Below are 25,993 nucleotides of genomic sequence, written 5' to 3'. Positions count from 1 at the left end.
AGGGGGCCGCGGCCATCCTCACGCCATTCCTTTCCACCGGCGCAGTCCCCACTCGGCGACGAAGCACAACAGCGCGAACAGGAACACGAGCGGCGTGTGCCAGAGCGGATACGTCCACGCCTCGGTCACCGGCGCGCGGCGGTTCGGCAGCGCGCGCGCGAAGTCATCCAGCCGCGCGGGCGTGAGCAGCTCGCCTCCCGATTTTTTCGCGATGGCCTCGAGCAGGGGGCGGTTCGGCTTGAGCGATTTGAATTCCTCGGCCGCAAGGTCCGTGCTCCAGCCGGCCTCGGCGCGCGCGACCTCGGCGCCGATGGCGTTGGTGACAAACGCGGTGACCTGGTAGCCGCCGGTTTCGCGCGGGACGTAGGTGGCCTGATACAGCCCCGGCTCGCTCGTGGCGGGCTCGGCGTTGAGGCGGATGAAATTCGTCTCCGCCCCGGCCTTCGCGTCGGCGGCGAGCGGTTGCACGCGCAGCACGACGGACGCGTTGTCCATCGGCTGGAATTTCTCATCGCGCACGCGGACATTCAGCAACATGGCCTGATTCGCATCGCCGCGCTGCGCCTCGGTCGCCAGCTCGATGCGGTTGGGCACGTCGGACACGAGCCAGCGGATGGTCTGGCGCCACGACTTGTCCATGTCCTTGTGCGACTCGGCATCGTGCATGCCCCACTGCCAGAGGTCGCCGATGAGGAGCGCCGCGGTGCGGCCGTGGCCGAAGCGCTGCGTGACAAGCGCGGGATACTCCCTGCGGCCGTCGTTCACCGTGGCGAGCACGCTCGCGCCCGGCTTCACTTCCTTCACCTGGTTGAGCACGTCGAACTTCGGCATCGCCTCGACGCGGCGCCTTTCGTCGGCTTCGTTCGCCCGCACGCGCGACCACGGCTGCAACATGCCCTCGCGCGAGAGCGAGAAGGTGTAGCCCTGCTGCGGCGCCGAGTTCTCCGTGTTGCGGTCGAGGTAGACGGGCAGCATGTCGCCGATGGGCGTGCGCGCATACTTGCCCTGGTGGAAGCACTCCGCGCCGCCGAGCATGAGAAGCCCGCCGCCGCGCTCGGACACGTAGCGCTGGAGCAGCGACTGCTGGTCGGGCTTGAAGAACTCCGCCTCGCAGTCATCGATGATCACCGCGTGATACGCATAGAGTTCCTCGGGCGAAGTGGGAAAGCCGCCGCGCAGCTCCTCCTGGTCGCGCGTGTTGAGGCGCACGAGCACGGGCTGGTCGTAGCGCTGGATCTCCTCGGGGTTCTGGTTGCCAAACCCGCGGAAGAGCGGGTTGCTCGACTCGCCCACGCGGCCCTTGAACTCGAACTTCGGCTCGCGCTTCGCCACGCGGATCAGCGCGACGAGATGCACCTGGTCATCCTCCGCCAGCGCCCGGTTGAGAAACTTGAACTCCCAATTCGGCCGGCCCGCGATGTAGAGGATGCGATACGGCCCGCGGCCGCGGTCCACCACGACGACGCGCGCATTGTTCGCGAGCGTCGCCTCGGTGGAGAGCGCCGCGTTGCCAAACTGCTCAAGCTCGTTCTTCGCCGAGACGCGCAGCCGGTAGAAGGAAAGCCCCGGCTTGTCGGGCTTGAACTGGAATCGAAACGCGAGCGGGTCCGAGTCGCGCTGCGACTTGAGCGCCTGCTCCTCGATCTTCTTCCCGGTGCGGTCGAGCATCTGCGCGACGATTTCGTAGCCGTTGTAGCCCGTGGCGAGCACGTCCGCCTGCACGTTGACCGGCGCGTCCTCGAACACGGTCTGGCTCACGGCGACCTTCTGGACCGCGAGGTCGCGGATGGGCGCGTTCTCTCCCATGACGACGGGGAAGACGGGCACGCCCGCAAGCCCGGGCGGCGCCTCGGAGATGTCCGTTGCGTTGCCATCGGTGAGCAGCAGCACGCCGGCGATGGGGCGGTTGCCGAAGCGTTCCTTCACGCCCCGCAGCGCCGCGCCGAGGGCCGAGGCCCGGCCGTCGAAGTTCAGCTCGGAAAAGTCCTTGGTGCTGACCAACCGCGAGTCGAACACGTAACGCGCCACCTGAAAGTGCTCGTCGAGCCTGGACTGCCACGCGGCCTGGTCGGACTTGAGCAGCTTGCGCAGCGAATCGGCGCGTGTCTCGGTCGCGTCGCGGTCCTTGATCTGCATGCCCTGGCTGTTGTCGGCGAGGATGACGAAGTGATTCGCGCCGGGCCGCGCGCGCTCGCCGCTCCAATGCGGCTCAAGCAGGCAGAGGCCGAGCGCCACGAGGCCGAGGAGCTTCAACGCGAAACACAGTCCGCGGACCGACGGCTCCGCTCCTGACACGCGGTAGCCGCGCACGAGAAAAACCAGCGCCACCGCGAGCGTGACGCCCACGGGCGCGAGCCAGTCGCGGTTGGCAAAGATGATGGAGGCGAACATCGCGGGCAGAGTGTCGTTCAAAGGCGCCGCCGGTCAACCGGCCACGGTTGGAAGCTTCGCGCAGCAACCGCCTCAGTTCTTGCTCCTGCCCAACTCCTCGTAATAGCGGCGCACCAACTCGCCGAACTTGCCGGGCACGGGGTCGCGGTCAATCGGCACCAGCGCCTCCTTCGACTCGCGCTTCGCGATCTCGTCGCCGAGGCGCTTGCTCACCTCGGCGAGCGGCGCGACGATCTTGGTGCGGATCTGCACCCAGTCAGGCTTGGTGGGTTCCTGGCGCGCTTCCTGACGCAAGCGGCGCGCTTCCTCGCGAACGCGCTGCACGTCGAGGCGCAGGTCGGGCAGTTCGATCATTTCCTCCACGTCGCGAAGGCGGTCGCTCCACTGCAGATAATCTTCGCCGCGGATGGGCCCGGGAAACACCGGCCGGTTGCCGAGCCACTCGTCGAAGCCGCCCGTCCGCCTCGCGCCGCCGCCGTCGCCACCGTTGCGGACGCGATTCTGAAGGTCGGCGCGGTCGCGTGAACCGTCCGGGTTCGGCTGGCCCGCCTCTTTTCCACTCTTGCCGCCTTGCTTGCCCGCGTTCTCGCCCGGCTGCTGACCGGGCTGGCGCCCGGCCTGTTTGCCGTCTTGCGGATTGTTGTTCTGTGCCTGGGGATCGCCCTGCTTGCCCTCGCCTTGCTTCCCCTGCCCCTGATTTCCCTGGCCGGGCTGCGGCTCACCGGGCTGACCGTCGCCTTGTTTGCCTTCACCCTGTTTCGGGTCGGCCTGTTTGCCTTCGCCTTGCTTCGGTTCGCCCGGCTTGCCCGCGCCGGGTTTGGGTTCGCCGGATTTCCCGCCGGGCTGGCCTTTCGGCCCGGACTCGGACGGCTGGCCCGCCTGTTTGCCCGGCGGCTTGCCGGCCTGCGCCTCTTCGCCTTGCGGCTCGGCCTGCGCCAGTTCGCGCCGGACGGCTTCTGCGAGGGCCTCGACTTCCTTGCGGGCCATGCGGAGGGCCTCGGCTTCGTCGCCGAGCACGCTCTCGGCGGCGCGCTCCACGCCGCGCTTGAACTCGTCAATGCTCCGCCGGCTGCGCTCCTCGATGTTCTTTGTCTCGGGCAGGAAACCGTTCTTCATCAACTCGGCGGCGATCTCGAGCCCGGTGCCCGGCTCGGTGTTCTTGTTCTTCTCGAGCAGTTCGTAAACGGGCCGGAGCATCTTGCCGCGTTGCAGGAGTTCCTCGGTCATGCCGCGAAGGTTCGCGGCGTCGGCCTGGGCGTTCTTGCGGACGGCGTCGTAAAGCTGCTTGTGGAGGAGCGGCTCGGCCTGCTCGGCGCGCTCGCTGATTTCCTTCGCGCGGTCCACGAGGTTTGTGAGGTGCTGTTTCTGTTCCTGGAATTGTTTCACGAGCTCCTGTTTCTCGCCGGTGTCGGTGAGGGATTTCCTGCGGTTGTTGTCGGTGAGCTGGTCGAGTTGCCGGCCGATTTGCTCCTGCTTTTGCGCGAGCTCGCGGGCCTCAAGGCGCATCTGGCGCATCTCCTCGGAGAAGGCGTTGGAAGTTTTCTTCCGCATCTCGTCGCGCATCTTCTCGAGGTCGCGCTCGGCGCGTGTGCCGGAGGCGAGCGCCTGTTGCACGTTGCCCTTCTGCATGGCCTCGGCGGCGCGCTGCACGTCCTGCCGCGTCTGGTCGAGTTGCTTGCTCTCCTGCTGCATCTTGGACTGGTTTTCCTGCCGGTCCATGCGCTGGCGGAGTTCATCCACGTCGGCGAGCATCTTCTGCTCCTCCTCCTGGAGGCGCTTGAGCCGGCGGCGGATGTCCTCCGTCTCCTGCTCGGACTTGGCCTCTTGCAACGCGGTCTGGAGTTCCTTGAGCCGCTCGTTCAAGTCCTGCTGGCGGCGCGCGAGTTCCTGCAGGCGGTTGAGCACCTGCAACTGCTCGCGCTGCTCGGGCGATTGCTTGGCGTCCTGCGCGAGGCGTTGCTGCTCGTATTTGTTCTCGCTCATCTTGAGGTCGAGCTGGTCGAGCTGGCGCTGGCGGGATTGCTGGCTGCCGCTTTGCTGGCCCTTCTGGCCTTTCTTTTGCGAGACGTTGATTTCGCGCGGGGCGAGCTTGAGCAGGTGCGCATACGCGGCCTGCTCGGCGGCGACGGCTGCGGTGAGCTTCGTCGGATTGTCCTTGGCCTCGTCGAGCAGCTTGATGGCGCGCTCCATCTCGGCGATGGCGGCGCTGACGGCGGCCTGCGCCTTGGGGTCCTGCGCCTTTCCCGCGAGGACCTGCGCCAATTCGAGGGCCTTCTGCTGCGCCTCGTGGACGACGGCGGCGTCCTCCTTGTAATTGCCGGTGGGCTTTACGGCGGGCGAGGGTCTCGTGGGCGGCGCGGCGCGGCGCTCCTGCGCGACGACGACAGCGGTGGCGAAGACTGCGCTCGTGAGCGCGATGGCGAGCAGGCGTGGTTTCATGGCTTGTGGTGAGTGTGTAAGGCGTCGCGGTCGCTATTCAAACGAGGACTTTCCCTTCGCGGCCGGAGCTTTGATGCCCGCGGCCTGGCGCTGGAGTTTCCAGGTCGCGCTGATGATCTGCTTCTGCAGTTCGGCGAGGCGCTCCCCTTGCCCGCCCTGTGGCTGGCCCTGCTGTTGTTGTTGCGGTTGCTGGTCCTGGTCGCCGCCCGCGGCTTCGCGGAAAATCTCCTCGAATGGCCGCACCTCGGCGAAATACATGTCGCTTGCGGTGCGGCGGACCTCGCCGTCGGGCCCGGTGTCGTCGGCCCAGATGAAGTAGGCGATGAGTTCGTCGGGCGCGAGCCGCATCGGCTCGAGCGGCAGCACGTGGGAGAACGGCCGCTTCTCGCCCGGCCTGGCGTCGTCGCCGAGTTGCATGAACTGCGCATCGCCTCCGCCGATCATGAAGCCGAGCCCGTAGGCGCGCAGCCCGAAGTCGTCCCACGCCTCGCCGCTGAAGGTGATCTCCTCGATCGCCGAGACGCGCTGGTCGCCGCGCGGCGCGGTGAGCTTGAGCTCGGGCTGGCGGTTCTTGAGCGCCTCGAAGACGAAGTGCGCCGGCACCTTGTTCGTGCGGCCGTCGGCGTCCACCAGTTGCAGGTCGTAGGTTTTGCTCTCCTCGATCGCAAAGTCCTTCAGCAACGCGGCGGGCCTGTTGGTCACGATGTCGAGCGGGATGGCGGACTGGTCCCGCGCGACGAGTTGCGCCCGCGCGACGGGCTTGTTGAACTGAAACGCGAGCTGGACCTTCGTGCCCTCGACCGCGGTGAGGCGCCTGGTGTTTTCAATCCGGCGCGCAGGCAGTCCCGTGTAGGCCGGATACGCGAGGTCGGCGTCGGCGCGTTCGAGTTTCGGATGCTCGAAGACCTTCACCTTGAAATCGCGCGAGCGCTGGCCGGAGTATTCGATGCGATACGTGAAGTCGGATTGCGCCTCGGACACGCTGCCGCCAAAGACGGGATCATCGAGGCTCTTGACGAGCGGCTGGGTGCGCCCGCCGTCAGGCGTGCCGGCGAGCACGAGATCCACGCCCGCGGGCAGCGGGCCGGCGAAGCGCGCGAAGATGATGAGCGACTGGCCTTTTTCGAGCGATGCGTCGCCGGGGGTGATTTGCACGCCGACGGCCTCGATGGCCTTTTGCACCGCGGCTTTCTCGGCGGAACTGCGCAGGCCAAACACCACGAGCAGCAGGCACGCGAGCGTGCCGAGGTGAACCGCCTGCGCGCGCACGAGCTGGCCGCCGGGCACGCCGTCGGTCCACCGTTTTTTCCGGCTGTGCTCAAGCGCCTGGGAGACGACGCGTTGCTGGAGGAAGTTGAAGCTGCCGTCCGGTTGCGGCTGCTGCTCGAGCGCGGCGAGCAGGAGCGTGTTCAACTCCGGGTGGCGCGCCTCGATCTCGCCTGCGACCCAATGCCAGTCCACGGGTTGCTGACGCCAGCGCCACCATACAAAGATCGCGGCCGCGAACGCCGCGGCGCCGAGCAGCCGCACCAGCGCCGTGGACCAGAAGCCCGTGAGCCCGTGCAGGCCGATGAGCCCGAGGCCCGCGATGGCCGCGATGCCGTAGCAAAGCGCGAGTTCCCGCCGCAGTTGCAGCCGGCGATGGCGACGCGCCACCGGCTCCAGTCGCGCGAGCAATTCAGGCGGGATCATGCCGTGGGTGTGCTTCCGTTCTTCTACATGGACGCCATCGAAAAGCAAACGTGTTCAGGACAATTCTGCGGCAAATGAATCGAAGCGACCGGCGCAGCGGTGAAGACCGCGCGGCCGGACGCGAGCGTGAGCAGGACGCCGCTGTTCGACCTGCCCGCGGGCGGCCGGCTGTCCACGCCGAGGGCGATGTCCTCCTTCACCGGTTCGCCGAGGTTGGCGGCGGCGGGCGCGGGTTCCGTCTCAAACATCGACGCAGCGGGCCGTGAAACAGATTGCCCGCGCAACCGCCGCCCCTACACTGCGCAGCGCGATGGATTTGGTTGTGCGATCCTGGCGGTTTTTCGAGCCCGATGTGCGGGCGATCAGGCAGGTGCTCCTGCTGCTCACGGGCGGCGTGCTGCTCAACCTGCTCAAGCCCTGGCCCCTCGCGTTCATCGTGGACGAGGTGCTCGACGCGTCCGTGAACCCGCGGTTCGACTTCGGCCCGTTCGGCGTCGTCACCAGCCGCGAGGGGCTCATCGCGCTGCTCGCGGCCGCGGTGGTGCTGGTGCATTTTTCCCAGGGCGCGGTGGCGGCGGCGGCGCACTTCGCCTCGATCCGCGTCGGACTCGCGGGCCTCCGGCGCGTGCGGGAGGAGATGTTCACCGCGCTGCACCGGCTCTCGCTGCGGTTTCACTCCGGCTCCAAGAGCGGCGACCTGATCCAGCGCGCGTCATGGGACACCTATTCGTTTCAGACGCTGTTCCAGCAAGGCGTGGTGACGACCGCGGGCGCGGCGCTCACGCTGGCGCTGATGCTGGCGGTGATGCTGCGCACGAACACGCTGCTCACGCTCATCGCGGTGCTCATCGGGCCGGTGCTGTATTATGTGATGCGCAAGATCGGCCCGCACATGGCCGCGCGCGGCGCCGAGGCGCAACAGGCCGACAGCGAAGTCACCAGCGCGGTGCAGCAGGGGCTTGCCGCCATGCCGCTCACGCAGGGTTACACGCTCGAGGAACTGCAGGCGCGCGAGTTCCGCACGCGGACGTTCAACGCGCAGGAACGCCGCCTTGCCCAGCACGGCTGGGAGGTCTCCTACGGGCTTGCGGTCGCGGCCATCTTCGGCGTGGGCATCGCGCTCATCACGTGGGTTGGCGCGCGCCAGGTGCTCGCGGGCAACCTGACCGTCGGCCAGCTCCTCGTCTTCCTCGCGTATCTCGCGCAGCTCTACGAGCCCGTAAACCAGCTCGCGCATGTCGGCGCCACCGTCGCCACCGCGGGCGCAGCCGCGCGCCGGGTCTTCGAAATCCTCGACATGCCCGGCGAGCTCAGGGATGCGCCCGACGCCCGGCCCGTCGTCCGCAAGGGTGCGACGGCCTTCGCCGGCATCTCGCGCACGCTCAGCCAGACGGCGCATCTCACCAAGGATTCGTTCATCGTCACCGGCGGGATCGAGTTCGACCGCGTCACCTTCGCCTTCGATGCCAAGCCGGTGTTGCAGGACGTGTCCTTCACCGTGCGGCCCGGCGAATCTGTCGCCATCACCGGCCCGAGCGGCGCGGGCAAAACCACGCTGCTGAATCTCGTGCCACGGTTCTTCGACCCCGCGCGCGGCCACGTGAAACTCGACGGCGCGGACCTGCGCTCGCTCGTGCTCAAGGACCTTCGCTCGCACGTGGCCGTGGTGATGCAGGAGCCGTTCCTGCTCCCCACCACCATCTACGAGAACATCGCCTGCGGCCGGCCGGGCGCGACGCGCGACGAGGTCATCGCCGCCGCGCAGGCCGCCAACGCGCACCTCTTCATCGAGGCGATGCCCGCGCGCTACCACACCCCCGTCGGCGAGGGCGCCATCAAGCTCAGCGTCGGCGAGCGCCAGCGCATCAACCTCGCGCGCGCCTTCCTCAAGGACGCGCCCGTGCTGTTGCTCGACGAACCCACGAGCGCGCTCGACGCCGAAAGCGAGGCGCTCGTCGTCGAGGCGCTGCACACGTTGATGGCCAACCGCACCACGCTCCTCGTCGCGCACCGCCTCCCGACGATCAAGCGCGTGAACCGGGTGATCGTGCTCGAAGGCGGCCGCGTGACGGAGAACGGAACCCCCGAGGAACTACGCCGCACGGGCGGCTATTACGCGCGCGTGGTGAGCGGGCAGACGGCGTTGGAGTAACCGCGCGAGCGCGAAGGGTTCACGCGCGTGGCGGCAGTTCCTAGTCCTAATCGTAATCCTGATCTTCCGGCCTGAACCGGCATGAACCCCGAGATTAGGATCAAGATCACGATTAGGACAAGGCAGCGGTGAGCATCCGCCGCCCTTGCCATTCCGCGCGTGGCGGATTACCAAGGGTCCACGATGCCCCGCGCCACACCACCGCCGACTGCGGCGTTGATTCCGCGGCGCGAGTTCCTCGCGCGCTGCGGGATGGGCTTCGGCACGCTCGGGCTCGCGTCGTTGCTCGCCGAGAACGGCGCCGCGGCAACCGCAACGGCTGCAGCGCCCACAGCGAGCCCGCTCGTCCCGCGCGCGCCACACTTCACGGGCAGGGCGAAGCGCGTCATTCATTTCTTCCTCAACGGCGGGCCGTCGCACGTGGACACGTTCGACCCGAAGCCCGCGCTCGCCGTCCACGCCGGCAGGGCGCTGCCTTACGAGAACCTCCGCACCGAGCGCAAGACGGGGATGGCGTTTCCGACGCCGTTCAAGTTTGCGCCGCACGGTCGCAGCGGGCTCGAGATCAGCGACATCTTCCCCAACATCGCGCGGCACGCGGACGAACTCGCCGTGGTCCGCTCGATGCACGCCGAGGTGCCGAATCACGAGCCGTCGCTCATGCTCATGAATTGCGGCGACTCCGTGCAGAGCCGACCGAGCGTCGGCGCGTGGGTCACTTACGGGCTCGGCTCGGAAAACCAGAACCTTCCCGCCTTCATCGTGATGTGTCCGCGCGGCTTCCCCATCAAGGACGCCGACAACTGGAGCGCGGGATTTCTGCCGGGCGTGTTCCAAGGCACGTTCATTGACTCGCAGTTCACGCAACTCGACAAGCTCATCGAAAACATCCGCAGCGGCCACGCGACGTTGAAGGAGCAGCGCCAGCAACTCGACCTGCTCGCGCGGCTCAACTCCGAGCATCTCGCCGCGCGCGGGCGCGACTCGCTGATCGAGGCGCGCATCCAGTCTTTCGAGCTCGCGTATCGGATGCAGATGGAGGCGGCGGACGCCTTCGACGTGACGCGCGAGCCCGAGCACGTGCGCGCGATGTATGGCGAGGGCATTCACGCGCGGCAGACGCTCATCGCCCGGCGGTTGCTCGAGCGCGGCGTGCGGTTCATCCAGCTCTGGCACGGCGCGGGGCAGCCGTGGGACAACCACGAGAACATCCAGGCCAACCACAGCAAGCTCGCGAAGGAAATCGACCAGCCCATCGGCGCGCTCATCGCCGACCTCAAGCAGCGCGGCATGCTCGACGAGACCCTGATCCTCTTCGGCGGCGAATTCGGCCGCACGCCCACGGTCGAGCTCAACAACAACGGCACGTCCAAGCTCGGCCGCGACCACAACCACTACGGCTTCAGCGTGTGGATGGCCGGCGGCGGCGTGAAGGGTGGCACCGCGTATGGAGCGACGGACGAGTTTGGATTCAAGGCGGTCGAGAACAAGGCGAGCGTCCACGACCTGCACGCGACGATGCTCCACCTGCTCGGGTTCGACCACGAGCGCCTCACGTATCGCTACGCGGGGCGTGACTTCCGGCTCACGGACGTGAGCGGGAATGTGATGCGGGAGCTTGTGGCGTGAACCTGCCCGCCGAGCCGCAACGTCGCGCGACGGTGGCGGCCATCGCGCCGCAAGCGGCGACATGTCGCGGCGTGACACGTTCCTCCCCGGAATCCTGCGCGGGGCTGTTGATTGTCGCGTTTCTCCTTACTGCGGCTCCCTTCCGTTCGCCCGCCGCCGCGCCGTTCATCGAGAAGGTGGACCTCTTCGAGGCGGCCAAGGACGGTTACGCGCTCTACCGAATCCCCGGCATCGTGACCACGAAGCGCGCCACCGTGCTGGCCTATTGCGAGGCGCGCAAAAGCGACCGCGGCGACTGGGGCACGATCGACATCCTGCTCCGCCGCTCCACCAACAACGGCGCGAGCTGGCAGCCGCGCGTGAAGATCGCCGACGTGCCCGGCCCCAAGGCCAAGAACCCCGTCGCCCTCGCGCAGCGACTCGCGACGGACGGCGAGGTCACTTACAACAACCCCGTCGCCATCCCCGACCGCGACGGTGCGGTGCATTTTCTCTTCTGCCTCGAATACGCGCGCTGCTTTTACATTCGCACCGACGACGACGGCGTCACGTGGAGCAAGCCCGTCGAAATCACCGCGTCGTTCGACACGTTCCGCCCCGAGTATGACTGGAAGGTGCTCGCCACCGGTCCCGGCCACGGCATCCAGCTCCGGCACGGACGCCTGCTTGTGCCCGTGTGGATTTCCACCGGCACCGGCGGCCACGCGCACCGGCCATCCGTCACATCGGTCATCTACAGCGACGACCTCGGGCGCACATGGACGCGCGGCGAGATTGCCGGTCCGAACGAGGGCGAGTGGAACATCCCCAATGAAACCTGCGCCGTGCAACTCGCCGACGGCCGGGTGCTCTTGAACATGCGGAGCGAATCGAAACCCAACCGCCGCCTGCTCACCACCAGCCGCAACGGCGCGACCGGCTGGACCAAACCGCAGTTCCACGACCAACTGCTCGAACCCATCTGCATGGCCAGCATGATCCGCCTCAGCGAAGCGCCCGCGAAGAACCGCCTGCTCTTCTCCAACCCGCACAACCTCTCCCGCGCCGACGGCAAGGAAGCGCCCGGCAAAAACCGCGACCGGAAAAACGTCTCCGTGAAACTCAGCTACGACGAGGCCACGACGTGGCCGTTGAGCAAGACCGTGGAGCCGGGCTTCAGCGGCTACAGCGACCTCGCCGTGGCAAACGACGGCACCATCCTGCTCTTCTACGAGCGCGGCAGCACCGACGGCGCGAACATTTACAAGACCGGCTCGCTCACCCTCGCGCGCTTCAACCTCGAATGGCTCACGGACGGGAAGGATTCCTTCCCCGCGAACACGCCGGAGAGGTGAGTGGAACTCAAACGGACGCACCGCATCACACGTCACCCGCCGATGCAGCTCATCGTGCGTTCGGGTTGGACGAAGCCCGGTTCGCCGATGTGGTGGCGGTCTTCCTTGAGCACCGCGATGTCGCGCAGCTTCGCGGCGAGGTCCGCGTCCGTGCCGCCCCCGCGCAGCAGCGGCTTGAGGTCGTGTTCGCCGAGGCTGAACAGGCAGGTGCGAATCTTGCCGTCGGCCGTGAGCCGGATGCGGTTGCAGTGTCCGCAAAACGGCTCGGTGACGGGCGCGATGATGCCGATTTCGCCGCGGCCGTCGGCGAACGCCCAGCGGCGCGCCGTCTCGGACTGGTTCGCCGGCTCGACGGGGCGCAGGTCGAATGCGGCCCTCAGCCGCCCGAGAATCTCGCGCCCCGGCACGACGAGTTCCTTGAGCCAGGCGCGGCCGGAATCGAGCGGCATGAACTCGATGAAGCGGAAGCTCACGCGCTGCTCGCGCGCGAAGGCCGCGAGCGACTCGACTTCGTGGTCGTTGATGCCGCGGATGACGACGGCGTTCACCTTGACCGGCGCGAAGCCGAGTTCCCCCGCCAGCACGATGCCCGCGAGCACGGCGCGCAACCCGTCGCGGCCGGTCATGCGCTTGAAGTTGTCGTGGTCGAGTGAGTCGAGGCTGAAGCTCACGCGCCGGAGTCCCGCCTGCCTCAACGCGGCCGCGCGGTGCGGGAATTGAAAGCCGTTGGTGGTCATCGCGAGGTCCTCGATGTCCGCGAGGCCGGCGATTGCGGCGACGAGGCGTTCGAGGTCCTGCCGCAGCAGCGGTTCGCCGCCGGTGAGCCGGACCTTGCGGATGCCGAGCGTGGTGAAGACGCGCACGACGCGCGCGATTTCCTCGTAGCTGAGGATTTCCGACTTGGGTTTCCAGTTGAGCGCGATGGGGACGGGCGCGGCGGGCCGTGGATTGTTCAGCGCGTCAAACTTCGAGCGGTAGAAATTCGCGGCCTCCTCGGTCTCGGGCAGGCAGTAGAGGCAGCGGAAGTTGCAACGGTCGGTGACACTGACCCGCAAGTCGCGCAGGACGCGGCCAAACGAATCCGCCAACGGCGCGGACGCGGTCATTTCTTCGGCGGTGCGGCGCCCGCGGGCGGCGCGCCGGGCGGGAGGGTCACGGTGCCGGACTTGCCTGAAGGCGGGTTGGTGGAACCCTTCGGCGCGGGCGGCGGCGCGTTGGTGGCGGGCCGGACGGGCGGGGTGACGTTCACGGTGCCGTCGCGCTTGAGCTCGACGTTGAGGACGTTGCCGGCAGGCGGGTTGGTCTTCACGGCCTGCGGTTTCCAGCCCTCGGAGAGCAGCGTGGCGCCGCGTTTCTCGTCGGGGCCGAAGATGCCGCGGCGAATCCAGTCGAGGCGGCGTGCGATGGAGAGTTCCTCCTTGAGGTGCTTGACCTGTTCGCGGAGGAAGGCGAGGTCGTTCATCTGCCGCTCAAGCTCGGCCTTCTCGGATTGGAGGCGGCGAAGTTCCTTGAGGAGAAACTCCTTGTCCCCCTTGGTGCTCTCGAGTTCCTTCTCGGTCCTCGCGATTTGCGTGTTGAGGCCGGTGATGGCGTCGTTGAGCCCGGTGATGCGCTTGCCGAGTTGTTCCTGATTGGTGTTGAGCTCGGCGATGCGGGCGTCCCGCCGCGCGATTTCCTCAAGGCGCTGTTTGTCGGTGGCGGCCGCGCGCGCGAAGTCGGCCTCGCTCTGCTGCTTGATGCGCGCCAGGTCGGCGGCGGCCTTCGCCGCGGCGGACTGGGCGTCGGAACGGGTCTTGGCAAGTTCCGCCGCGGTCATCGCGAGTGCCTGGTTGGTGGCTTGCAATTGCGTGGTGAGGCGGTTGGAGACGGTGACGAACGTGTTCGAGAGGGCGAGCAGGGTGTTTGTGGCGGACCGCGCCTCGTCGGTCCTGAGCGCGAGCGCGCCTTCGAGCGCGGAGTTGACCTTCTTCTGCGCCTCGAGGAGCGACTTGAGTTCAACGATGTTGTTCGAGAGCCCGATGTTGGTCGCCGCGTCGCGGCGCTTCTGCTCCTCGGCGTTGTTGTGGACCATGAGCAGCGCGACACCGAGCAGGAGGATGACAGCGACCAGCACGAGGATGGCCATTTTCTGCTTCATCGAAGGCTCGACGGGCGCTCCCGGCGAGGCGGAAGCTGGCGATGAACCAAGGGGCGACTTTTCCATAGGGCCGGGAGTGTGTGCATCGAACATGAGTTTGGCAAGTGCCGGTTGCTCGTCTCCCGCATCCCGGCGGCGCCGCACCGCGCGCCACGGCAACCGAACAACACGGACCGCGGCCTGTCCAAACCCCCGCGCCGCTCGCGGGGCGGAAAATCCTGATTCCCTCCCGCGCCCGCGGGCGGTTTACTCGGCGCGCGCCCATGCTCTACCCGCTCACTTTCCAGCCCATCTTCAAGGAACGCGTGTGGGGCGGGCGCCGGTTGCAGGACTTGTATGGCAAGGCGCTGCCGCCCGGCGCGCGCATCGGCGAGTCGTGGGAGATTTCCGACCGGCCCGGCGATGAAAGCGTGGTCACCAATGGCCCGCTTGCCGGCCGCACCCTGCGCTGGCTCATGGAGCATCACGGCTCCGAACTGCTCGGCGCCGCGGCGCCGGCCGGCGGGCGCTTCCCGCTTCTTGTGAAACTGCTCGACGCGCGGGACGCGCTCTCGCTGCAAGTCCACCCGCCCGCCGCAAAGGCCGCCGCGCTTGGCGGCGAGCCCAAGACAGAGCTGTGGTATTTCACCGAGGCGACCGCGGATGCGTGCATCCACGCCGGGCTCCGGAGCGGAGTCACACGCGCGGAGTTCGAGCGGCGCGTCCGCGACGGAACCGTTGCGGAGTGTTTTCATCGCATCCCCGTGAGACGCGGCGACGCGATGTTCCTGCCGGGCGGCCGTGTGCACGCGCTCGGCGCGGGCTGCGTGCTGATCGAGGTGCAGCAAAACTCGGACACGACTTACCGGGTGTTCGACTGGAATCGCCCGGGGCTCGATGGCAAGCCGCGCGAACTGCACGTCGGGCAGGCGCTCGAGGCGATCGACTTCGGGGACTTCGAGCCGGCGCTGGTCACGGGTCGGCCCGGCGGAAGTCCGGAGCGGTTGCGGCGTTGCCTCGTAAATGACAACCTGTTCTCCGTCGCGCACGAGCAACTGACCGAGCAATCGCACCTCACGATGAACCACCCGGCCCCGACCATCATTGCGTGTCTCGACGGGCGATTGCAGATCGCCGGCGGCGGATTCGAAGTCCGGCGGGAGGCGGGAGAGTTTTGCCTGATTCCGGCGGACACGACCGTCGCACTCTCGACAACCGCACAAGCCGCCTGGCTGCGGGCCACGGCCGGGAAATGCTGTTGAACGCGCGGCCGTCCCGCCGCAACGTCGCCCCGTGCGATTCGATTCCAACGCCGCGCGCCGCCCGCCCGGTCGCGGCTGAACTGATGAACAAGGAAGCCAAGACTTTCCTGCAGCGCTGGCTCATCAACACCGTGGCCGTGCTTGCGGCGGGCTACGTGGTGAAGGGCATCCATTATGAAAACGTGGTGGCGCTGTTCGTCGCGTCGCTGTTCCTCGGCATTCTGAACACGTTTGTCCGCCCACTGCTCGTGATCCTCACGCTCCCGCTGGTGCTGGTCACGCTTGGCCTCTTCATGTTCATCGTGAACGCCGGACTGCTTTATCTGGTGGGACTGCTGCTCAAGCCGAACTTCGAGGTGCAGAGTTTCGGCGCGGCGTTCTGGGGTTCGCTCGTCATCAGCCTCGTTTCGATCGCGCTCAACGCGCTCACCGGCACGGGCGGCGCCCGCGTGCGCGTGGATTCCCGCCGTGGCTCGAAGCCCGAAGTTCCCAACCGAAAGGACGACGGCAACGGCCCGGTCATCGACGTGTGACACGCCGTTTCTTCCGGTTGACACCCCCCTGCGCCCCCCCTACGCTCCGCACCCTGACTCGACGCCCCCGCGCCATGCCGGCGCGGCGGCTCCAGTGCAGCAGGAACGGGGTGACATTCGATTGACCGAGATCAAGCTCAAGAAAGGCGAACCGGTGGACAAGGCGCTTCGGCGCCTCAAGAAGCGGCTCGACCGCGAGGGAACCCTCAAGGAAGTCCGCAACCACCGCCGCTTCGAGAAGCCCAGCGAGAAGCGCCGCCGCAAGATGAAAGTGGCCAAGTTCACCGCCATGCTCAAGGCCCGTTACGCCGACCTCTAACCTTTGAACTCCCACAGCCGGATGCTGTCTTCTCCCGGAGCGGCATCCGGCTTTTTGGTTTTCCGACCAATGGACACCCCGACGCCCCCGACGCTGCCCGCAGCGCGGGACCTCAATGAGTTCGACTCGCCCGACGAGCGCGTCGCGGCGAAGCACATCCTCGGCAAGTCGCCCGACCAGGCCGGGGCGCTCTTCCGCGACAACGCCCCCTACTTCACCGAGGACCTGATGTGGATGGGCGCCGGGGGATTTCAATTCTACGTCGAAGCCGCGTTGCGGGCGATGGAGCGAGACGCGTTCGGTGACGGCACCGCGCTGGATTCCTTCGCGGCCGTGATCGAATTCCGCCTCGGCAACGGCGGCGCCGAACTGGTCCCGCTCGTGCCGCGGCTCGCCGGATTTTGCAAATCCGTCCTCAGCCGCAGCGGACACCGCGACGCCTCGCCGGGGGACACCGCCGCGATCGAGTCCCGCTACCGCGCGCTCCTGGCGCGACTCGCCCCCCCCGCCGCCCGCCACGGGGACTAAGCCATGTATTCCCTTTCCACCTGCTGGAACTCCGGCCGCCACACCGACGGCCGCGCGATGCTTCGCGAGATTCGCGACCTCGGCTTCGAGTTCGCCGAACTCAGCCACGGCATCCGGCTCTCATTGCTGGAAGGCATCCTCGCCGCCGTGGACGCCGGTGAAATCCGCATCTCCACGCTCCACAACTTCTGCCCGCTGCCGCTCGGCGTGAACAAGCCGGCGCCCAACCTGTTTCAATTCTCCGCCGAAGACCGCCGCGAGCGCGACAGCGCGTGGAAGCACACGCTCAAGACGCTCGAAACCGCCGCGCGCGTCCGCGCACGGCTCGTCGTGCTGCATCTCGGCAGCCTTCCGATGCCCGGCTACACGGACCGCCTGAAGGAACTCGTCGCCCGCGGCGAAAGGAACTCGCCGAAATATGACCGCCTGTGCGCCGAGTTGCTCGAACGGCGCGAGGCCATCAAGGAAGCGCCGTTCGCGCGGGTCGTCGAGATGCTCGGGCGCGTCGCGGCCGAAGCCTCGCGTCTTGGGCTCCAGCTCGGCGTCGAGAACCGCGAGGCCCTCGAGGAGCTCCCGCTCGATGACGACTTCTTCCTGTTCTTCCGCCAGTTCACTTCGCCCGCGATCGGTTACTGGCACGACACCGGCCACGCGCAGATCAAGGAGAACCTCGGCTTCCTCCACCACGCGATGCACCTCGAATCGCTCGCGCCGCAGCTGCTGGGCTTCCACATTCACGACGTCGCGTTTCCCGCGCAGGACCATCACGCGCCCGGCGCGGGCACGGTGGATTTCGCCGCGCTCAAGCCGTTCGTGCGGCGCGACCACATCAAGGTTTTCGAGCTTCACCCGGCAACGTCCGCCGAAGACCTGCGCCGAGGCGTGGCGCACATCAAGTCCCTGTGGGGCGAAGGCGCGGCGGAATGAACTCCACCCGCAAGTTTCTGGCCCTCGCGTGGCGGCTTGCCGTCTGCGGGCTGCTGCTCGCGTGGATTTTCCAGACCATCTTCTGGCACGAGGGCCAGCTCGCGTGGACGTCGACCGGCCAGCAGCCCGCGTGGCAGGAACTCACGCGCGCCCAGCGGCTCGAAGCTTCGTGGATCCACGGCCCGCGCGAGCTCTGGCGCAATGTCAGCGCGGTTCGCCCCGGCCCGCTCGCGCTCTCGCTCGTTTTCATGGGGGCGACGATCTTCCTCTCGGTCGTCCGGTGGCGGCTCGTCCTGCGCGTCCACGGGCTCAACCTCTCGTTCGCGCGCGCCACCGAGATTTCGCTCGTTGCGCATTTCTTCAACTCGTTCCTGCTCGGCTCGAGCGGCGGCGACTTGATGAAGGCCTACTACGCCGCGCGCGAGACGCACCACAAGAAGACCGAGGCGGCCGTCACGGTGTTCGCGGACCGGCTCATTGGATTGTTCAGCATGCTGCTCTTTGCGAGCGTGATGATGCTGCCCAACCGCGAACTGCTCTCGTCGCACGGGCGGCTTGGCGCGGTGTCGTGGCTCGTGCTTGCGATGCTCGCGGCCTGCGGGGGGTTGATGTTCCTCGCGTTTTGGGGCGGCGTGTCGAAGGGCGTGCCCCGCGCCCGCGAGTGGCTGCGTCGCCTGCCCAGGGGCGCGGTGATCGAGCAATGCCTTGATGCGTGCCGCGTGTTCGGAGCGCGACCGGCCTTTCTCGCGCAGAGCCTCGCGCTCTCGCTCGCGCTCAACACCCTGTGCGTGCTTCAGTTGCTCGCGCTCTCACACGGGCTCGGGCTGGGCGTGCCGCCGACGGCACTGTTCGTCATCGTGCCGATCATCATCTGCATCGCGGCGCTTCCGGTCACCCCGAGCGGACTCGGGCTGCGCGAGAATCTTTACGTGCTCATGCTGGCCGCGCCGGGCCTTGCCGTGCCGCACACGGCCGCGCTGTCGCTCTCGCTGCTGGCCTTCGCCGGCAGCCTCGCGTGGAGCATCGTGGGCGGGCTCGTCTATCTCGGGTTCAAGCAGAAGCACCACCTCACGGAGGCCGAACTGCAGCAAGTCGGACCGCAGGACAATGTTTAGCGCCGGGCGCGCTGGGAGGTGGAACGGCTCGCGCTGCCAGCCGACGCGATGGACAGCCTTCCTCACCGCGAATAGCCTCGCCGCGTGACGGAATCCATCGCAGCCCAGCCCGCCCAACCGCGGCTGCGACTCCGCCTCACCGCCGCCGCCGAGAACACCATCCGGCAGGGCCACCCGTGGGTCTTCGACCAAAGCATCCGCGAGCAAAACCGCCCCGGCCGCGCGGGCGAGCTCGCGGTCATCTTCGACCGTCGCGACCGCTTTCTCGCGCTCGGTTTGTTCGACCCGCACTCGCCGATCCGCGTGCGCGTGCTCCACGCCGGCAAACCCGCCAACGCCGACCGCGCGTGGTGGGCCGCGCGCCTCGAGTCCGCGCTCGCGAAACGCCGGCCCCTTTTCGACGCCAGCACGACCGGCTGGCGCTGGATTCACGGCGAAAATGACGGCTGGCCGGGACTTGTGCTCGACCGTTACGGCGACTCGCTCGTGCTCAAGCTTTACACCGCCGCCTGGCTGCCGGGGCTCGGGGAATTGACCGCACTCCTCGGCGGCGCCCTCCCCTCGGTTCGCGTCGTGCTGCGGCTCAGCCGCAACATGCAGGACGTGGCGTCACGGGAGTTTGGTCTCGAAGACGGACGCATCCTTCGCGGCAGCCCGCCCGGCGGCCCGGTGGTGTTCCTGGAGCACGGGTTGACGTTCGAGGCGGAAATCGTCCGCGGACAGAAGACCGGCTTCTTCCTCGACCAGCGCGAGAACCGCGTGCGCGCCGGCACACTCGCACGCGGGCGCGACGTGTTGAACGCGTTCAGCTTCTCCGGCGGCTTTTCGCTGCACGCGGCGCGCGGCGGCGCGCGGAGCGTCACCGACCTCGACATCAGCGCGCACGCGCTCGACTCGGCCCGGCGGAATTTCGAGTTGAACCGCGACGTGCCGGAGGTCGCTGCGTGCCGGCACGAGCCGGTGCAGGCGGATGCGTTTGAGTGGCTCGGCGCGGCGCGAAGCGAGTCCTTTGACCTGGTCATCCTCGACCCGCCGACGCTCGCGCGGCGCGCGGCGGACAAGCCGGCGGCCACCGGCGCCTACACGCGGCTCGCCTCGGAAGGCTCGCGGCTGTTGCGTCCCGGCGGAGTGTTGGTGGCGGCATCGTGCTCGGCCCACATGCCCGCGGAGGAGTTCTTCGGAATCGTGCGCCACGCGACGCGGCGTCCGGCCGGCGGGTTCGTGGAGATTGCCACCACGTTTCATCCGGCGGACCACGCGCCAGCCTTCCCCGAGGCGCACTACTTGAAGTGCATCTACCTGCGGCGCGCGTGAAGCGGCGGCGCGGACCGGTGCCGGGCCGCTACTTCTTCGCAGGCGCGGCGGGCAGCGCCGACGGCGCGGGCATCACGGCGTCGGCCCACTTGTCCGTGCGGAAGGGCGACGCGGGCAATCCGGCGCCGTTGGAGAGATTGGGCTCGGCGAGTTCGTGCCAGCCGAAGCGCACGGCCACGGGCCTGGCGACACCTTCGGCGCTGACGACCACCGCGTTGCCGGAAATCTCCGCCTTCGCCTCGACGAACTTCTTGTCCTCGCCCGCGACGGTGAACCACGAGAGCGGCTTGCCATCGCGCGACTTGAGTCCGCCGTCGGCATTCTTGAAAGCCACGCGCGCCTTGCCGCCCTCGACTTTGAGCGTGTCGAACAGCGGGCTCGCGTAGGCACCGACGGGCTTGTTGTAAGTCTTCGCCAGCGCCCACAGCGCGAGGCGGCGGCCGACTTCCTGTTTGTTGGGCGGATGGATGTCCAATGGCGTGGTGATGTCGGTCGTGACCGCCATGCCCGTGTTGGGGATGGACAGCGCGGCGGTCTGCGCCTCCCAGATGCCGGGGAGTCGCTCCGGGTTGTTGTAACGGAACGGCGCGAGTTGCACGTAGTAGAACGGGAAATCGCCCTGCTTCCACAGCGCGCGCCAGCCGCCGATGAGCGCCTTCATCTTCTCGAAGTAGAGCATGCCCTCGCCGTTGTTGGATTCGCCCTGATACCACAGCGCGCCGCGGATGCCGTAGGGGATGACCGGGTGGACCATTGCGTTGTAAATCGAGAGCGGCGAGCTGCTGCTGATGTTCATCACCGGCTTGCCCTCCTTGTCGAGCACGTCCTTGCCGTCCTTGGTCTTTGCCGGGTTCTTCGCGGGGAAACTCGCGAGCTTGTCCGCGAAGTTTTCCTTGAGCGCGGGCACGGATTGAAACCCGACCGGCGGCGTCCACGGCTCGATGCGCGTGCCGCCCCAATTGCAACCGATCAGCCCGATGGGCACGCCGAGTTCCTTGTGGATTGCGCGGCCAAAAAAGTAACCCACCGCCGTGAAGCCCGGCGCATGCTCGGGCGTGGTGAGCTGCCAGCCGCCCGTCGTCTTGACCTCGTCCTGCGGCTTGTCGGCGGTCACATGCGGGACCTTGAAATGACGGATGAGCGGGTTGTTCGCGGCGGCGATTTCCGCCGCGGCGTCCTTCGACTGGCGGATGCTCCATTCCATGTTCGACTGCCCGGAGCAAAACCAGACCTCGCCCACGAGCACGTCGTTGAACTCAACCCTGTTCTTGCCGGTGACGGTGAACTTCGCGCCGGTGCCGCTCGCCTTGAGCGCCGCAAGCGAGACGGACCACTTGCCGCCTTTCGCGACCGCCTCGACCCTTTGGCCCGCGAACTCGACGCTGACCTTCTCGCCTTCGTCGGCCCAGCCCCACACGGGCACTTTCTGGTCGCGTTGCAGCACCATCCGGTCGCCAAAGATGGCGGGGAGTTTCACATCCGCGCGCGCGGCAGCCGCGAGCATCGAGACGGCAAGGGCGACGAGGATTCGGGGAGTCAGTGGCATTGGTTTCATGGGAGTGGTTCTTTCACCGGGGCGTTGGACGGGGCGGGGCGGCGGGATATTTAGCCCGGTTCGCCCACGGAACTTTTTCTTTGTCCTCCCCGCCGCTTCCGCTAGTTTCCCTGCGATGCCGGGACGCCCGGAGTCGAAGTTGGTCGCAGTGGCAAATCAGGCGGCCGCTTGAGTCCGCCGGGTGCGGACTGCCCCATGGGACCAACCAGGACCGACGCCGGGGCCGAGGCGCCCGGCGTGAAACCGTTTTTGCGCACGCCATTCACCGCCGAGCATCGCCCCACCAGGCTCCACGAAATGCTGCGGCCGATGTGAGCGCGGGCGCGGCGCTTCAGGGTTGTCCTCGGCCTCGCGTCCCGCTATCAACTCGCCAGCATGATTTCATTCCTCCACGGCAAGCTCGTCGAGGCGCTACCCACGCAGGTCGCCGTCGAGGTCCACGGCACCGGCTACGAGGTGCTCATCCCGCTTTCGAGCTTTCAAAAACTCCCCGCCCCCGGCGGCGACGTGCGCCTGCTCACGCACCTTGTCGTGCGCGAGGATGCCCACGTGCTCTACGGCTTCATGACCGCCGCCGAGCGCGACCTCTTCCGGCTGCTCATCCACACCGTCAGCGGCATCGGCCCTAAAATCGCGCTCAACATCCTCAGCGGCATGAACGCCACCGCATTCCGCGGCGCGGTCGCGAACGGCGATGTCAAGGCGCTCGCGTCCATCTCCGGCGTCGGTCGCAAGACCGCCGAGCGCATCGTGGTCGAATTGCGCGACAAGATCGGCGCCGCGGGCGCGTGGGAAGCCAGCAGCGCCGCCCGCTCGCTCTCGCCCGCCGACCAGAAACTCAACGACGCCGTGCTCGCGCTCGTCGCCCTCGGCTTCAAGCAGGTGGACGCCCACGAATCCATCCGCGCCGCGCTCGCCGTCCTCGGCGAGTCCGCGACCATCGAGGACCTCGTCCGGGCGGCGCTCCGCAAATGACGGCTGCCATGCCCGCACCGCAGCCAGCGCCTCCCGGCGGCGTCGTCATTCCCCGGCAGGCGCCGTGGCACGGACGCCTCGTGGCGCGGCTCATCTGGTCCGCGGCCAGCGCGCTCGCCGCCACGTTGCGATGGCGCTGGCGCGATGACTCCGGGCACTTGGTCGAAAGCCTGGGCGAACGAGCCATCTTCTGCATCTGGCACAACCGCCTCGCGCTCTCGCTCATCCTCTATCGCCGCCACGTGCAGGCGCGATGCCCCGGCCGCAAACTCGCCGCGATGGTCAGCGCGAGCCGCGACGGCGGCATGCTCGCGCGCGTGCTCGAGCTGTTCGGCGTCACGCCCGTCCGCGGCTCGTCGAGCCGGCGCGGCCCGCAGGCGTTGCGCGAGATGACCACCGCGGCGGAACAGGGCTGCGACCTCGCCGTCACGCCCGACGGTCCCCGCGGCCCGTGCTACGCCGTGCAGGACGGCATCATCGGCCTCGCGCAGCTCACCGGCCTGCCCATCGTGCCCGTGTCGTATGAGCTCGGATGGAAGATTCGCGCGCGCAGTTGGGACCGATTCCAGGTGCCGCTCCCCTTCTCGCGCTGTGTGGTCACGTTCGGCAAACTGCTGCGCGTCCCGCGCGAGGCGGCCGACGCCGAGCGCGAAGCCCTGCGCGCCGAACTCGAATCACGCATGGCCGCCATCACCCGCGACTGATCCGGCGGGCGCCCAAGTGCAGTTCACTTCGCCTTCAGCCAGCCCGCGCCGGGCTTGCCGCAGCCGGGGGGGCGACTAGCGTCCGCACCATCGCCAATCCCACTCAGCCATGAAACCCCTCCTCACCCTCGCCGCCACGCTGTTCGCCATCGCCACCGGCACCGCCGCCGACAAGGACGGCTGGATTTCGCTCTTCGACGGCAGGTCCCTCGATGGCTGGAAGGCCAACGAGAACCCCGACACCTTCAAGCCCGAGGACGGCAAGATCGTCGTGTCCGGCCCGCGCTCGCATCTCTTCTACGTCGGGCCGGTGCAGAATCACGCCTTCAAGAATTTCCACCTCAAGCTCGACATCATGACGTTTCCGAAGGCGAACTCGGGCGTTTACTTCCACACCGAGTGGCAGGACTCGGGCTTCCCGCGCAAGGGCTTCGAGGTGCAGGTCAACAACTCGCACGGCGACCCCAAGCGCGGCGCCGGCCTCTACGGCATCAAGGACAATCCCACCGCGCCCGCGAAGGACGAGGAGTGGTATACGATGGAAGTCATCGTGCAGGGAAAGAACGTCACGACCAAGGTCAACGGCAAGACCATCATCGAGTGGACCGAGCCCGCCGCCGCCGAACCCAAGCCCGACGAAGGCAAGAAGCGCGCGCCCGCGCGCCGGCTCACCAGCGGCACCTTCGCGCTCCAAGGCCACGATCCCGGCAGCAAAATCTATTACCGCAACATCTCCGTGAAACCGCTGCCCGAGAAGTGAACGGGAATCACCCGCTACCCGGCATGAACTGCATCATGAAACCAACAACGACTGCCCTCGCTTTGGCTCTCGGCCTTTCGTGTCTTTTGTGTGTTGCGTGGGCCGCCTCCGCCGCCGCCCCGCGGCCGAACGTCATCTTCCTTCTCATGGACGACCTCGGCTACACCGACGTGAGCTATCACGGCGGCGAAATCAAGACGCCGAACATTGACCGCCTCGCCGCCGCCGGCGCGAAGCTCGAGGCCTTCTACGTCCAGCCCGTCTGCTCGCCCACGCGCGCCGCGCTGATGACCGGCCGCTACCCGATGCGCCACGGCTTGCAGGTCGGCGTCGTCCGCCCGTGGGCGCAATACGGCCTGCCCCTCGCCGAACGCACGCTCGCGCAGGCGTTGCAGGACACCGGCTACGTCACGGCCATCTGCGGCAAGTGGCACCTCGGCCACTTCGCGCCGGAGTATCTGCCCACGCGCCGCGGCTTCACGCACCAATACGGCCATTACAACGGCGCGCTGGACTACTTCGAGCACACGCGCGACGGCGGCTTCGACTGGCACCGCGACGACAAAGTCTGCCGCGACGAAGGCTATGCCACCGTCCTGCTCGGCAACGAGGCTGTCCGCCTCATCGAGAAGCAGGACGCCGCGAAGCCGCTCTTCCTCTACGTCCCCTTCAACGCCCCGCACACGCCGCTGCAGGCGCTGCCCGAGCACCTCAAACTTTACGAACACATCGAGAACAAGCAGCGCCGCACCTACTGCGCGATGGTCCACGCCGTGGACGAGCAAATCGGTCGCATCGCCGCCGCCATCGAGAAACGCGGGCTGACGGCCAACACACTCTTCATCTTCTCCAGCGACAACGGCGGGCCCATCGCGCAGGGCGCGACCAACGGCAAGCTCCGCGCCGCCAAGGGCACGCTCTACGAAGGCGGTGTGCGCGTGCCCGCCTTCGCCACGTGGCCCGGCCGCATCAAGCCCGGCACGCTCATCCACGAACCACTGCACATGGTGGACTGGTTCCCCACGCTCCTGCGCCTCGCGGGCGCGAAGCTCGAACAACCGCACGCACCCGACGGCCTCGACATCTGGCCCGTCCTCACCGCCGGCGCCAAGTCACCGCACGACGCCATCCTGCTCAACACCACGCCGCGCAACGGCGCCATCCGCATGGGCGACTGGAAACTCGTCATGGGCGGCAACCTCGCCGACAGCGATGAAGCCGCCGCGCCCGCCGACGCGGCGAAGAAGGGAAAGAAAGCCAAGCAAGCCGAAACGAAAAGCGACGCAACCGGTCCGCGCATCGAACTGTTCAACCTCGCAGACGACCTCTCCGAGAAAACCAACCTCGCTGACAAGCACCCCGACAAGGTGAAGGAACTCCGCACCCGCCTCGAAGCCCTCGCCAAACAAGCCGTCCCGCCCAAATCCGCCCCCAAGTCCGCCGAATTCAAGTCGCCGAAAGTTTGGGGCGAGAAGGACAATTGACGTAACCATCACGCCTCATGAGAGCCATCCACAACTTAGCTCCATCAATACTGTTTGCGGCCTCGCTGTTCGTCAGCGCATACGCCTTTGCCGCCCCGGCTGACGACGCGCTCGCGTGGCTCAAGTCCGTGGACGCGCGGTTCAAGCAACCGCGCCTGCCGGGGCTGACCGTCGAAAAGCTCGCCACCCTGAGCGAGGTCAACCTCGGCGGGCATCGCAAGTCCGACAACAAGCATATCGAACTGCGCGCAGCGGATTTCCGACATCTCGCCGCACTGCCCGCGCTGCGGAAGGCGACGCTTTGGGAAATCGAGGGGCTCGACGACTCGACAGCGGGCACGCCGGCCTCTTCGCGGCGGCGACAAGCGCGGCGAAGGTCGGTACGCCAGGCTTGTCGAGCCTGCCGGTGGCCATGCAGCGCGCGCCGGGCGCGTGGTTGTTCGCCGAGCAGCCGAGGCCGTTGAACGTGGCTCGGTTGTGCAGGAATCGTCGAACAACGAGCGGCTGCATCGGCGTCTATTCCCCCGTCACCCGACGTCCCCCCAACATGAACACCGACACCTCCTCTCGCCGTGCATTCTTGAAAACCACCGCCACGGCCAGCATCTTCCTCGCCTCGGCGCCAGCGGTCATCAGTGCCAAGCCCAACAGCAAGATCGGCGTCGCCTGCATCGGCGTGCGCGGGCGCGGCAATTCGGTGATGGGCAGCTTCCTCGCCGAGCCGGACTGCGAGATCACGCACATCTGCGACCTGCGCGCCAACA

At 67.6% G+C, this 25,993-nt stretch carries 23 protein-coding genes; 16 read left to right on the top strand and 7 right to left on the bottom strand.

The window, feature by feature from the left end; genetic code table 11:
* Positions 1-18 precede the first annotated feature (18 nt).
* The 4 genes from FJ386_06595 to FJ386_06580 form a co-directional block, all read right to left on the bottom strand.
* Positions 19-2,391: a hypothetical protein gene (locus tag FJ386_06595; GenBank protein ID MBM3876372.1), complete on the bottom strand. Its 2,373-nt coding sequence runs from the start codon at positions 2,389-2,391 to the stop codon at positions 19-21.
* Positions 2,392-2,463: 72 nt separating this feature from the next.
* Complete coding sequence (locus FJ386_06590; GenBank protein MBM3876371.1) at positions 2,464-4,830, bottom strand: hypothetical protein; 2,367 nt, start codon at positions 4,828-4,830, stop codon at positions 2,464-2,466.
* 33 nt (positions 4,831-4,863) lie between these two features.
* Entirely contained in the window at positions 4,864-6,522 is a 1,659-nt protein-coding gene (locus FJ386_06585) for a hypothetical protein (protein MBM3876370.1), read from the bottom strand.
* A 23-nt stretch (positions 6,523-6,545) separates the two neighbouring features.
* Positions 6,546-6,770: a hypothetical protein gene (locus tag FJ386_06580; GenBank protein ID MBM3876369.1), complete on the bottom strand. Its 225-nt coding sequence runs from the start codon at positions 6,768-6,770 to the stop codon at positions 6,546-6,548.
* A gap of 62 nt (positions 6,771-6,832) precedes the next feature.
* Between FJ386_06580 and FJ386_06575 the strand changes: the two genes are divergently transcribed.
* From FJ386_06575 to FJ386_06565, 3 genes are all read left to right on the top strand, one after another.
* The gene (locus tag FJ386_06575) at positions 6,833-8,674 is read left to right on the top strand and encodes an ABC transporter ATP-binding protein (GenBank protein ID MBM3876368.1); all 1,842 of its coding nucleotides are present in this window, start codon (positions 6,833-6,835) and stop codon (positions 8,672-8,674) included.
* 183 nt (positions 8,675-8,857) lie between these two features.
* Positions 8,858-10,303 (top strand): DUF1501 domain-containing protein, encoded by a 1,446-nt coding sequence (locus tag FJ386_06570; protein MBM3876367.1) that lies wholly within the window; start codon positions 8,858-8,860, stop codon positions 10,301-10,303.
* A 104-nt stretch (positions 10,304-10,407) separates the two neighbouring features.
* Entirely contained in the window at positions 10,408-11,637 is a 1,230-nt protein-coding gene (locus FJ386_06565) for an exo-alpha-sialidase (GenBank protein ID MBM3876366.1), read from the top strand.
* A gap of 32 nt (positions 11,638-11,669) precedes the next feature.
* On the opposite strand, the gene moaA is transcribed toward FJ386_06565, so the two are convergent.
* Together moaA and FJ386_06555 are read right to left on the bottom strand one after the other, a co-directional pair.
* Positions 11,670-12,743 carry a GTP 3',8-cyclase MoaA gene (gene moaA / locus FJ386_06560; protein MBM3876365.1) on the bottom strand — a complete coding sequence of 358 codons (1,074 nt, stop codon included), beginning with the start codon at positions 12,741-12,743 and terminating at the stop codon, positions 11,670-11,672.
* The gene (locus tag FJ386_06555; protein MBM3876364.1) at positions 12,740-13,840 is read right to left on the bottom strand and encodes a hypothetical protein; all 1,101 of its coding nucleotides are present in this window, start codon (positions 13,838-13,840) and stop codon (positions 12,740-12,742) included. The genes moaA and FJ386_06555 overlap by 4 nt, the downstream gene beginning before the upstream one ends.
* Positions 13,841-14,037: 197 nt before the next feature.
* Between FJ386_06555 and FJ386_06550 the strand changes: the two genes are divergently transcribed.
* The 7 genes from FJ386_06550 to FJ386_06520 all read left to right on the top strand — a co-directional run bounded on the left by FJ386_06550 (position 14,038) and on the right by FJ386_06520 (position 19,751).
* Positions 14,038-15,015 (top strand): mannose-6-phosphate isomerase, encoded by a 978-nt coding sequence (locus tag FJ386_06550; protein MBM3876363.1) that lies wholly within the window; start codon positions 14,038-14,040, stop codon positions 15,013-15,015.
* 83 nt (positions 15,016-15,098) lie between these two features.
* Entirely contained in the window at positions 15,099-15,548 is a 450-nt protein-coding gene (locus tag FJ386_06545; protein MBM3876362.1) for a phage holin family protein, read from the top strand.
* A 121-nt stretch (positions 15,549-15,669) separates the two neighbouring features.
* The gene (gene rpsU, locus FJ386_06540; protein MBM3876361.1) at positions 15,670-15,867 is read left to right on the top strand and encodes a 30S ribosomal protein S21; all 198 of its coding nucleotides are present in this window, start codon (positions 15,670-15,672) and stop codon (positions 15,865-15,867) included.
* A gap of 69 nt (positions 15,868-15,936) precedes the next feature.
* On the top strand, positions 15,937-16,395 hold the full coding sequence (locus FJ386_06535) for a hypothetical protein (protein MBM3876360.1): 459 nt from the start codon (positions 15,937-15,939) through the stop codon (positions 16,393-16,395).
* Between the two features lie 3 nt (positions 16,396-16,398).
* The gene (locus FJ386_06530) at positions 16,399-17,322 is read left to right on the top strand and encodes a sugar phosphate isomerase/epimerase (GenBank protein ID MBM3876359.1); all 924 of its coding nucleotides are present in this window, start codon (positions 16,399-16,401) and stop codon (positions 17,320-17,322) included.
* Positions 17,319-18,437 carry a flippase-like domain-containing protein gene (locus FJ386_06525; GenBank protein ID MBM3876358.1) on the top strand — a complete coding sequence of 373 codons (1,119 nt, stop codon included), beginning with the start codon at positions 17,319-17,321 and terminating at the stop codon, positions 18,435-18,437. Before FJ386_06530 ends, FJ386_06525 begins: the two co-directional genes overlap by 4 nt.
* A gap of 84 nt (positions 18,438-18,521) precedes the next feature.
* Positions 18,522-19,751 carry a class I SAM-dependent rRNA methyltransferase gene (locus FJ386_06520; GenBank protein MBM3876357.1) on the top strand — a complete coding sequence of 410 codons (1,230 nt, stop codon included), beginning with the start codon at positions 18,522-18,524 and terminating at the stop codon, positions 19,749-19,751.
* Positions 19,752-19,779: 28 nt separating this feature from the next.
* Here the strand turns inward: FJ386_06520 and FJ386_06515 are convergent, their stop codons facing one another.
* Positions 19,780-21,306, bottom strand: coding sequence for a sialate O-acetylesterase (locus FJ386_06515; protein MBM3876356.1), 1,527 nt, complete (start codon positions 21,304-21,306; stop codon positions 19,780-19,782).
* 375 nt (positions 21,307-21,681) lie between these two features.
* Here FJ386_06515 and ruvA point away from each other — a divergent pair, with 375 nt between their 5' ends.
* From ruvA to FJ386_06485, 6 genes are all read left to right on the top strand, one after another.
* Complete coding sequence (ruvA, locus tag FJ386_06510) at positions 21,682-22,281, top strand: Holliday junction branch migration protein RuvA (GenBank protein ID MBM3876355.1); 600 nt, start codon at positions 21,682-21,684, stop codon at positions 22,279-22,281.
* Complete coding sequence (locus tag FJ386_06505; protein MBM3876354.1) at positions 22,278-22,985, top strand: DUF374 domain-containing protein; 708 nt, start codon at positions 22,278-22,280, stop codon at positions 22,983-22,985. Before ruvA ends, FJ386_06505 begins: the two co-directional genes overlap by 4 nt.
* Positions 22,986-23,094: 109 nt before the next feature.
* A complete protein-coding gene (locus tag FJ386_06500; GenBank protein ID MBM3876353.1) occupies positions 23,095-23,745 on the top strand; it encodes a DUF1080 domain-containing protein in 651 nt (216 codons plus the stop codon).
* Positions 23,746-23,768: 23 nt separating this feature from the next.
* The gene (locus FJ386_06495; protein ID MBM3876352.1) at positions 23,769-25,229 is read left to right on the top strand and encodes an arylsulfatase; all 1,461 of its coding nucleotides are present in this window, start codon (positions 23,769-23,771) and stop codon (positions 25,227-25,229) included.
* A 17-nt stretch (positions 25,230-25,246) separates the two neighbouring features.
* Entirely contained in the window at positions 25,247-25,693 is a 447-nt protein-coding gene (locus FJ386_06490; GenBank protein MBM3876351.1) for a hypothetical protein, read from the top strand.
* Positions 25,694-25,776: 83 nt separating this feature from the next.
* Positions 25,777-25,993: gfo/Idh/MocA family oxidoreductase (locus FJ386_06485; GenBank protein ID MBM3876350.1), on the top strand; the 217-nt coding region annotated here is incomplete at its 3' end.

This window comes from Verrucomicrobiota bacterium (assembly GCA_016871675.1).
GTDB lineage: Bacteria > Verrucomicrobiota > Verrucomicrobiia > Limisphaerales > VHCN01 > VHCN01.
Note: the sequence above shows the minus strand (reverse complement) of the source record. Positions and strands in the feature narration are given on the sequence as shown.

Bases quoted from the DNA above. Each gene is read 5' to 3' on its own strand.
- FJ386_06505 (MBM3876354.1), top strand. From the start codon at position 22,278: ATGACGGCTGCCATGCCCGCACCGCAGCCAGCGCCTCCCGGCGGCGTC.
- FJ386_06590 (MBM3876371.1), bottom strand. From the start codon at position 4,830: ATGAAACCACGCCTGCTCGCCATCGCGCTCACGAGCGCAGTCTTCGCC.
- FJ386_06545 (MBM3876362.1), top strand. From the start codon at position 15,099: ATGAACAAGGAAGCCAAGACTTTCCTGCAGCGCTGGCTCATCAACACC.
- FJ386_06580 (MBM3876369.1), bottom strand. From the start codon at position 6,770: ATGTTTGAGACGGAACCCGCGCCCGCCGCCGCCAACCTCGGCGAACCG.
- FJ386_06500 (MBM3876353.1), top strand. From the start codon at position 23,095: ATGAAACCCCTCCTCACCCTCGCCGCCACGCTGTTCGCCATCGCCACC.
- FJ386_06585 (MBM3876370.1), bottom strand. From the start codon at position 6,522: ATGATCCCGCCTGAATTGCTCGCGCGACTGGAGCCGGTGGCGCGTCGC.
- FJ386_06530 (MBM3876359.1), top strand. From the start codon at position 16,399: ATGTATTCCCTTTCCACCTGCTGGAACTCCGGCCGCCACACCGACGGC.
- FJ386_06570 (MBM3876367.1), top strand. From the start codon at position 8,858: ATGCCCCGCGCCACACCACCGCCGACTGCGGCGTTGATTCCGCGGCGC.
- ruvA (MBM3876355.1), top strand. From the start codon at position 21,682: ATGATTTCATTCCTCCACGGCAAGCTCGTCGAGGCGCTACCCACGCAG.
- FJ386_06515 (MBM3876356.1), bottom strand. From the start codon at position 21,306: ATGAAACCAATGCCACTGACTCCCCGAATCCTCGTCGCCCTTGCCGTC.
- moaA (MBM3876365.1), bottom strand. From the start codon at position 12,743: ATGACCGCGTCCGCGCCGTTGGCGGATTCGTTTGGCCGCGTCCTGCGC.
- FJ386_06525 (MBM3876358.1), top strand. From the start codon at position 17,319: ATGAACTCCACCCGCAAGTTTCTGGCCCTCGCGTGGCGGCTTGCCGTC.
- FJ386_06495 (MBM3876352.1), top strand. From the start codon at position 23,769: ATGAACTGCATCATGAAACCAACAACGACTGCCCTCGCTTTGGCTCTC.
- FJ386_06595 (MBM3876372.1), bottom strand. From the start codon at position 2,391: ATGTTCGCCTCCATCATCTTTGCCAACCGCGACTGGCTCGCGCCCGTG.
- FJ386_06490 (MBM3876351.1), top strand. From the start codon at position 25,247: ATGAGAGCCATCCACAACTTAGCTCCATCAATACTGTTTGCGGCCTCG.
- FJ386_06555 (MBM3876364.1), bottom strand. From the start codon at position 13,840: ATGGAAAAGTCGCCCCTTGGTTCATCGCCAGCTTCCGCCTCGCCGGGA.
- FJ386_06575 (MBM3876368.1), top strand. From the start codon at position 6,833: ATGGATTTGGTTGTGCGATCCTGGCGGTTTTTCGAGCCCGATGTGCGG.
- FJ386_06550 (MBM3876363.1), top strand. From the start codon at position 14,038: ATGCTCTACCCGCTCACTTTCCAGCCCATCTTCAAGGAACGCGTGTGG.
- FJ386_06535 (MBM3876360.1), top strand. From the start codon at position 15,937: ATGGACACCCCGACGCCCCCGACGCTGCCCGCAGCGCGGGACCTCAAT.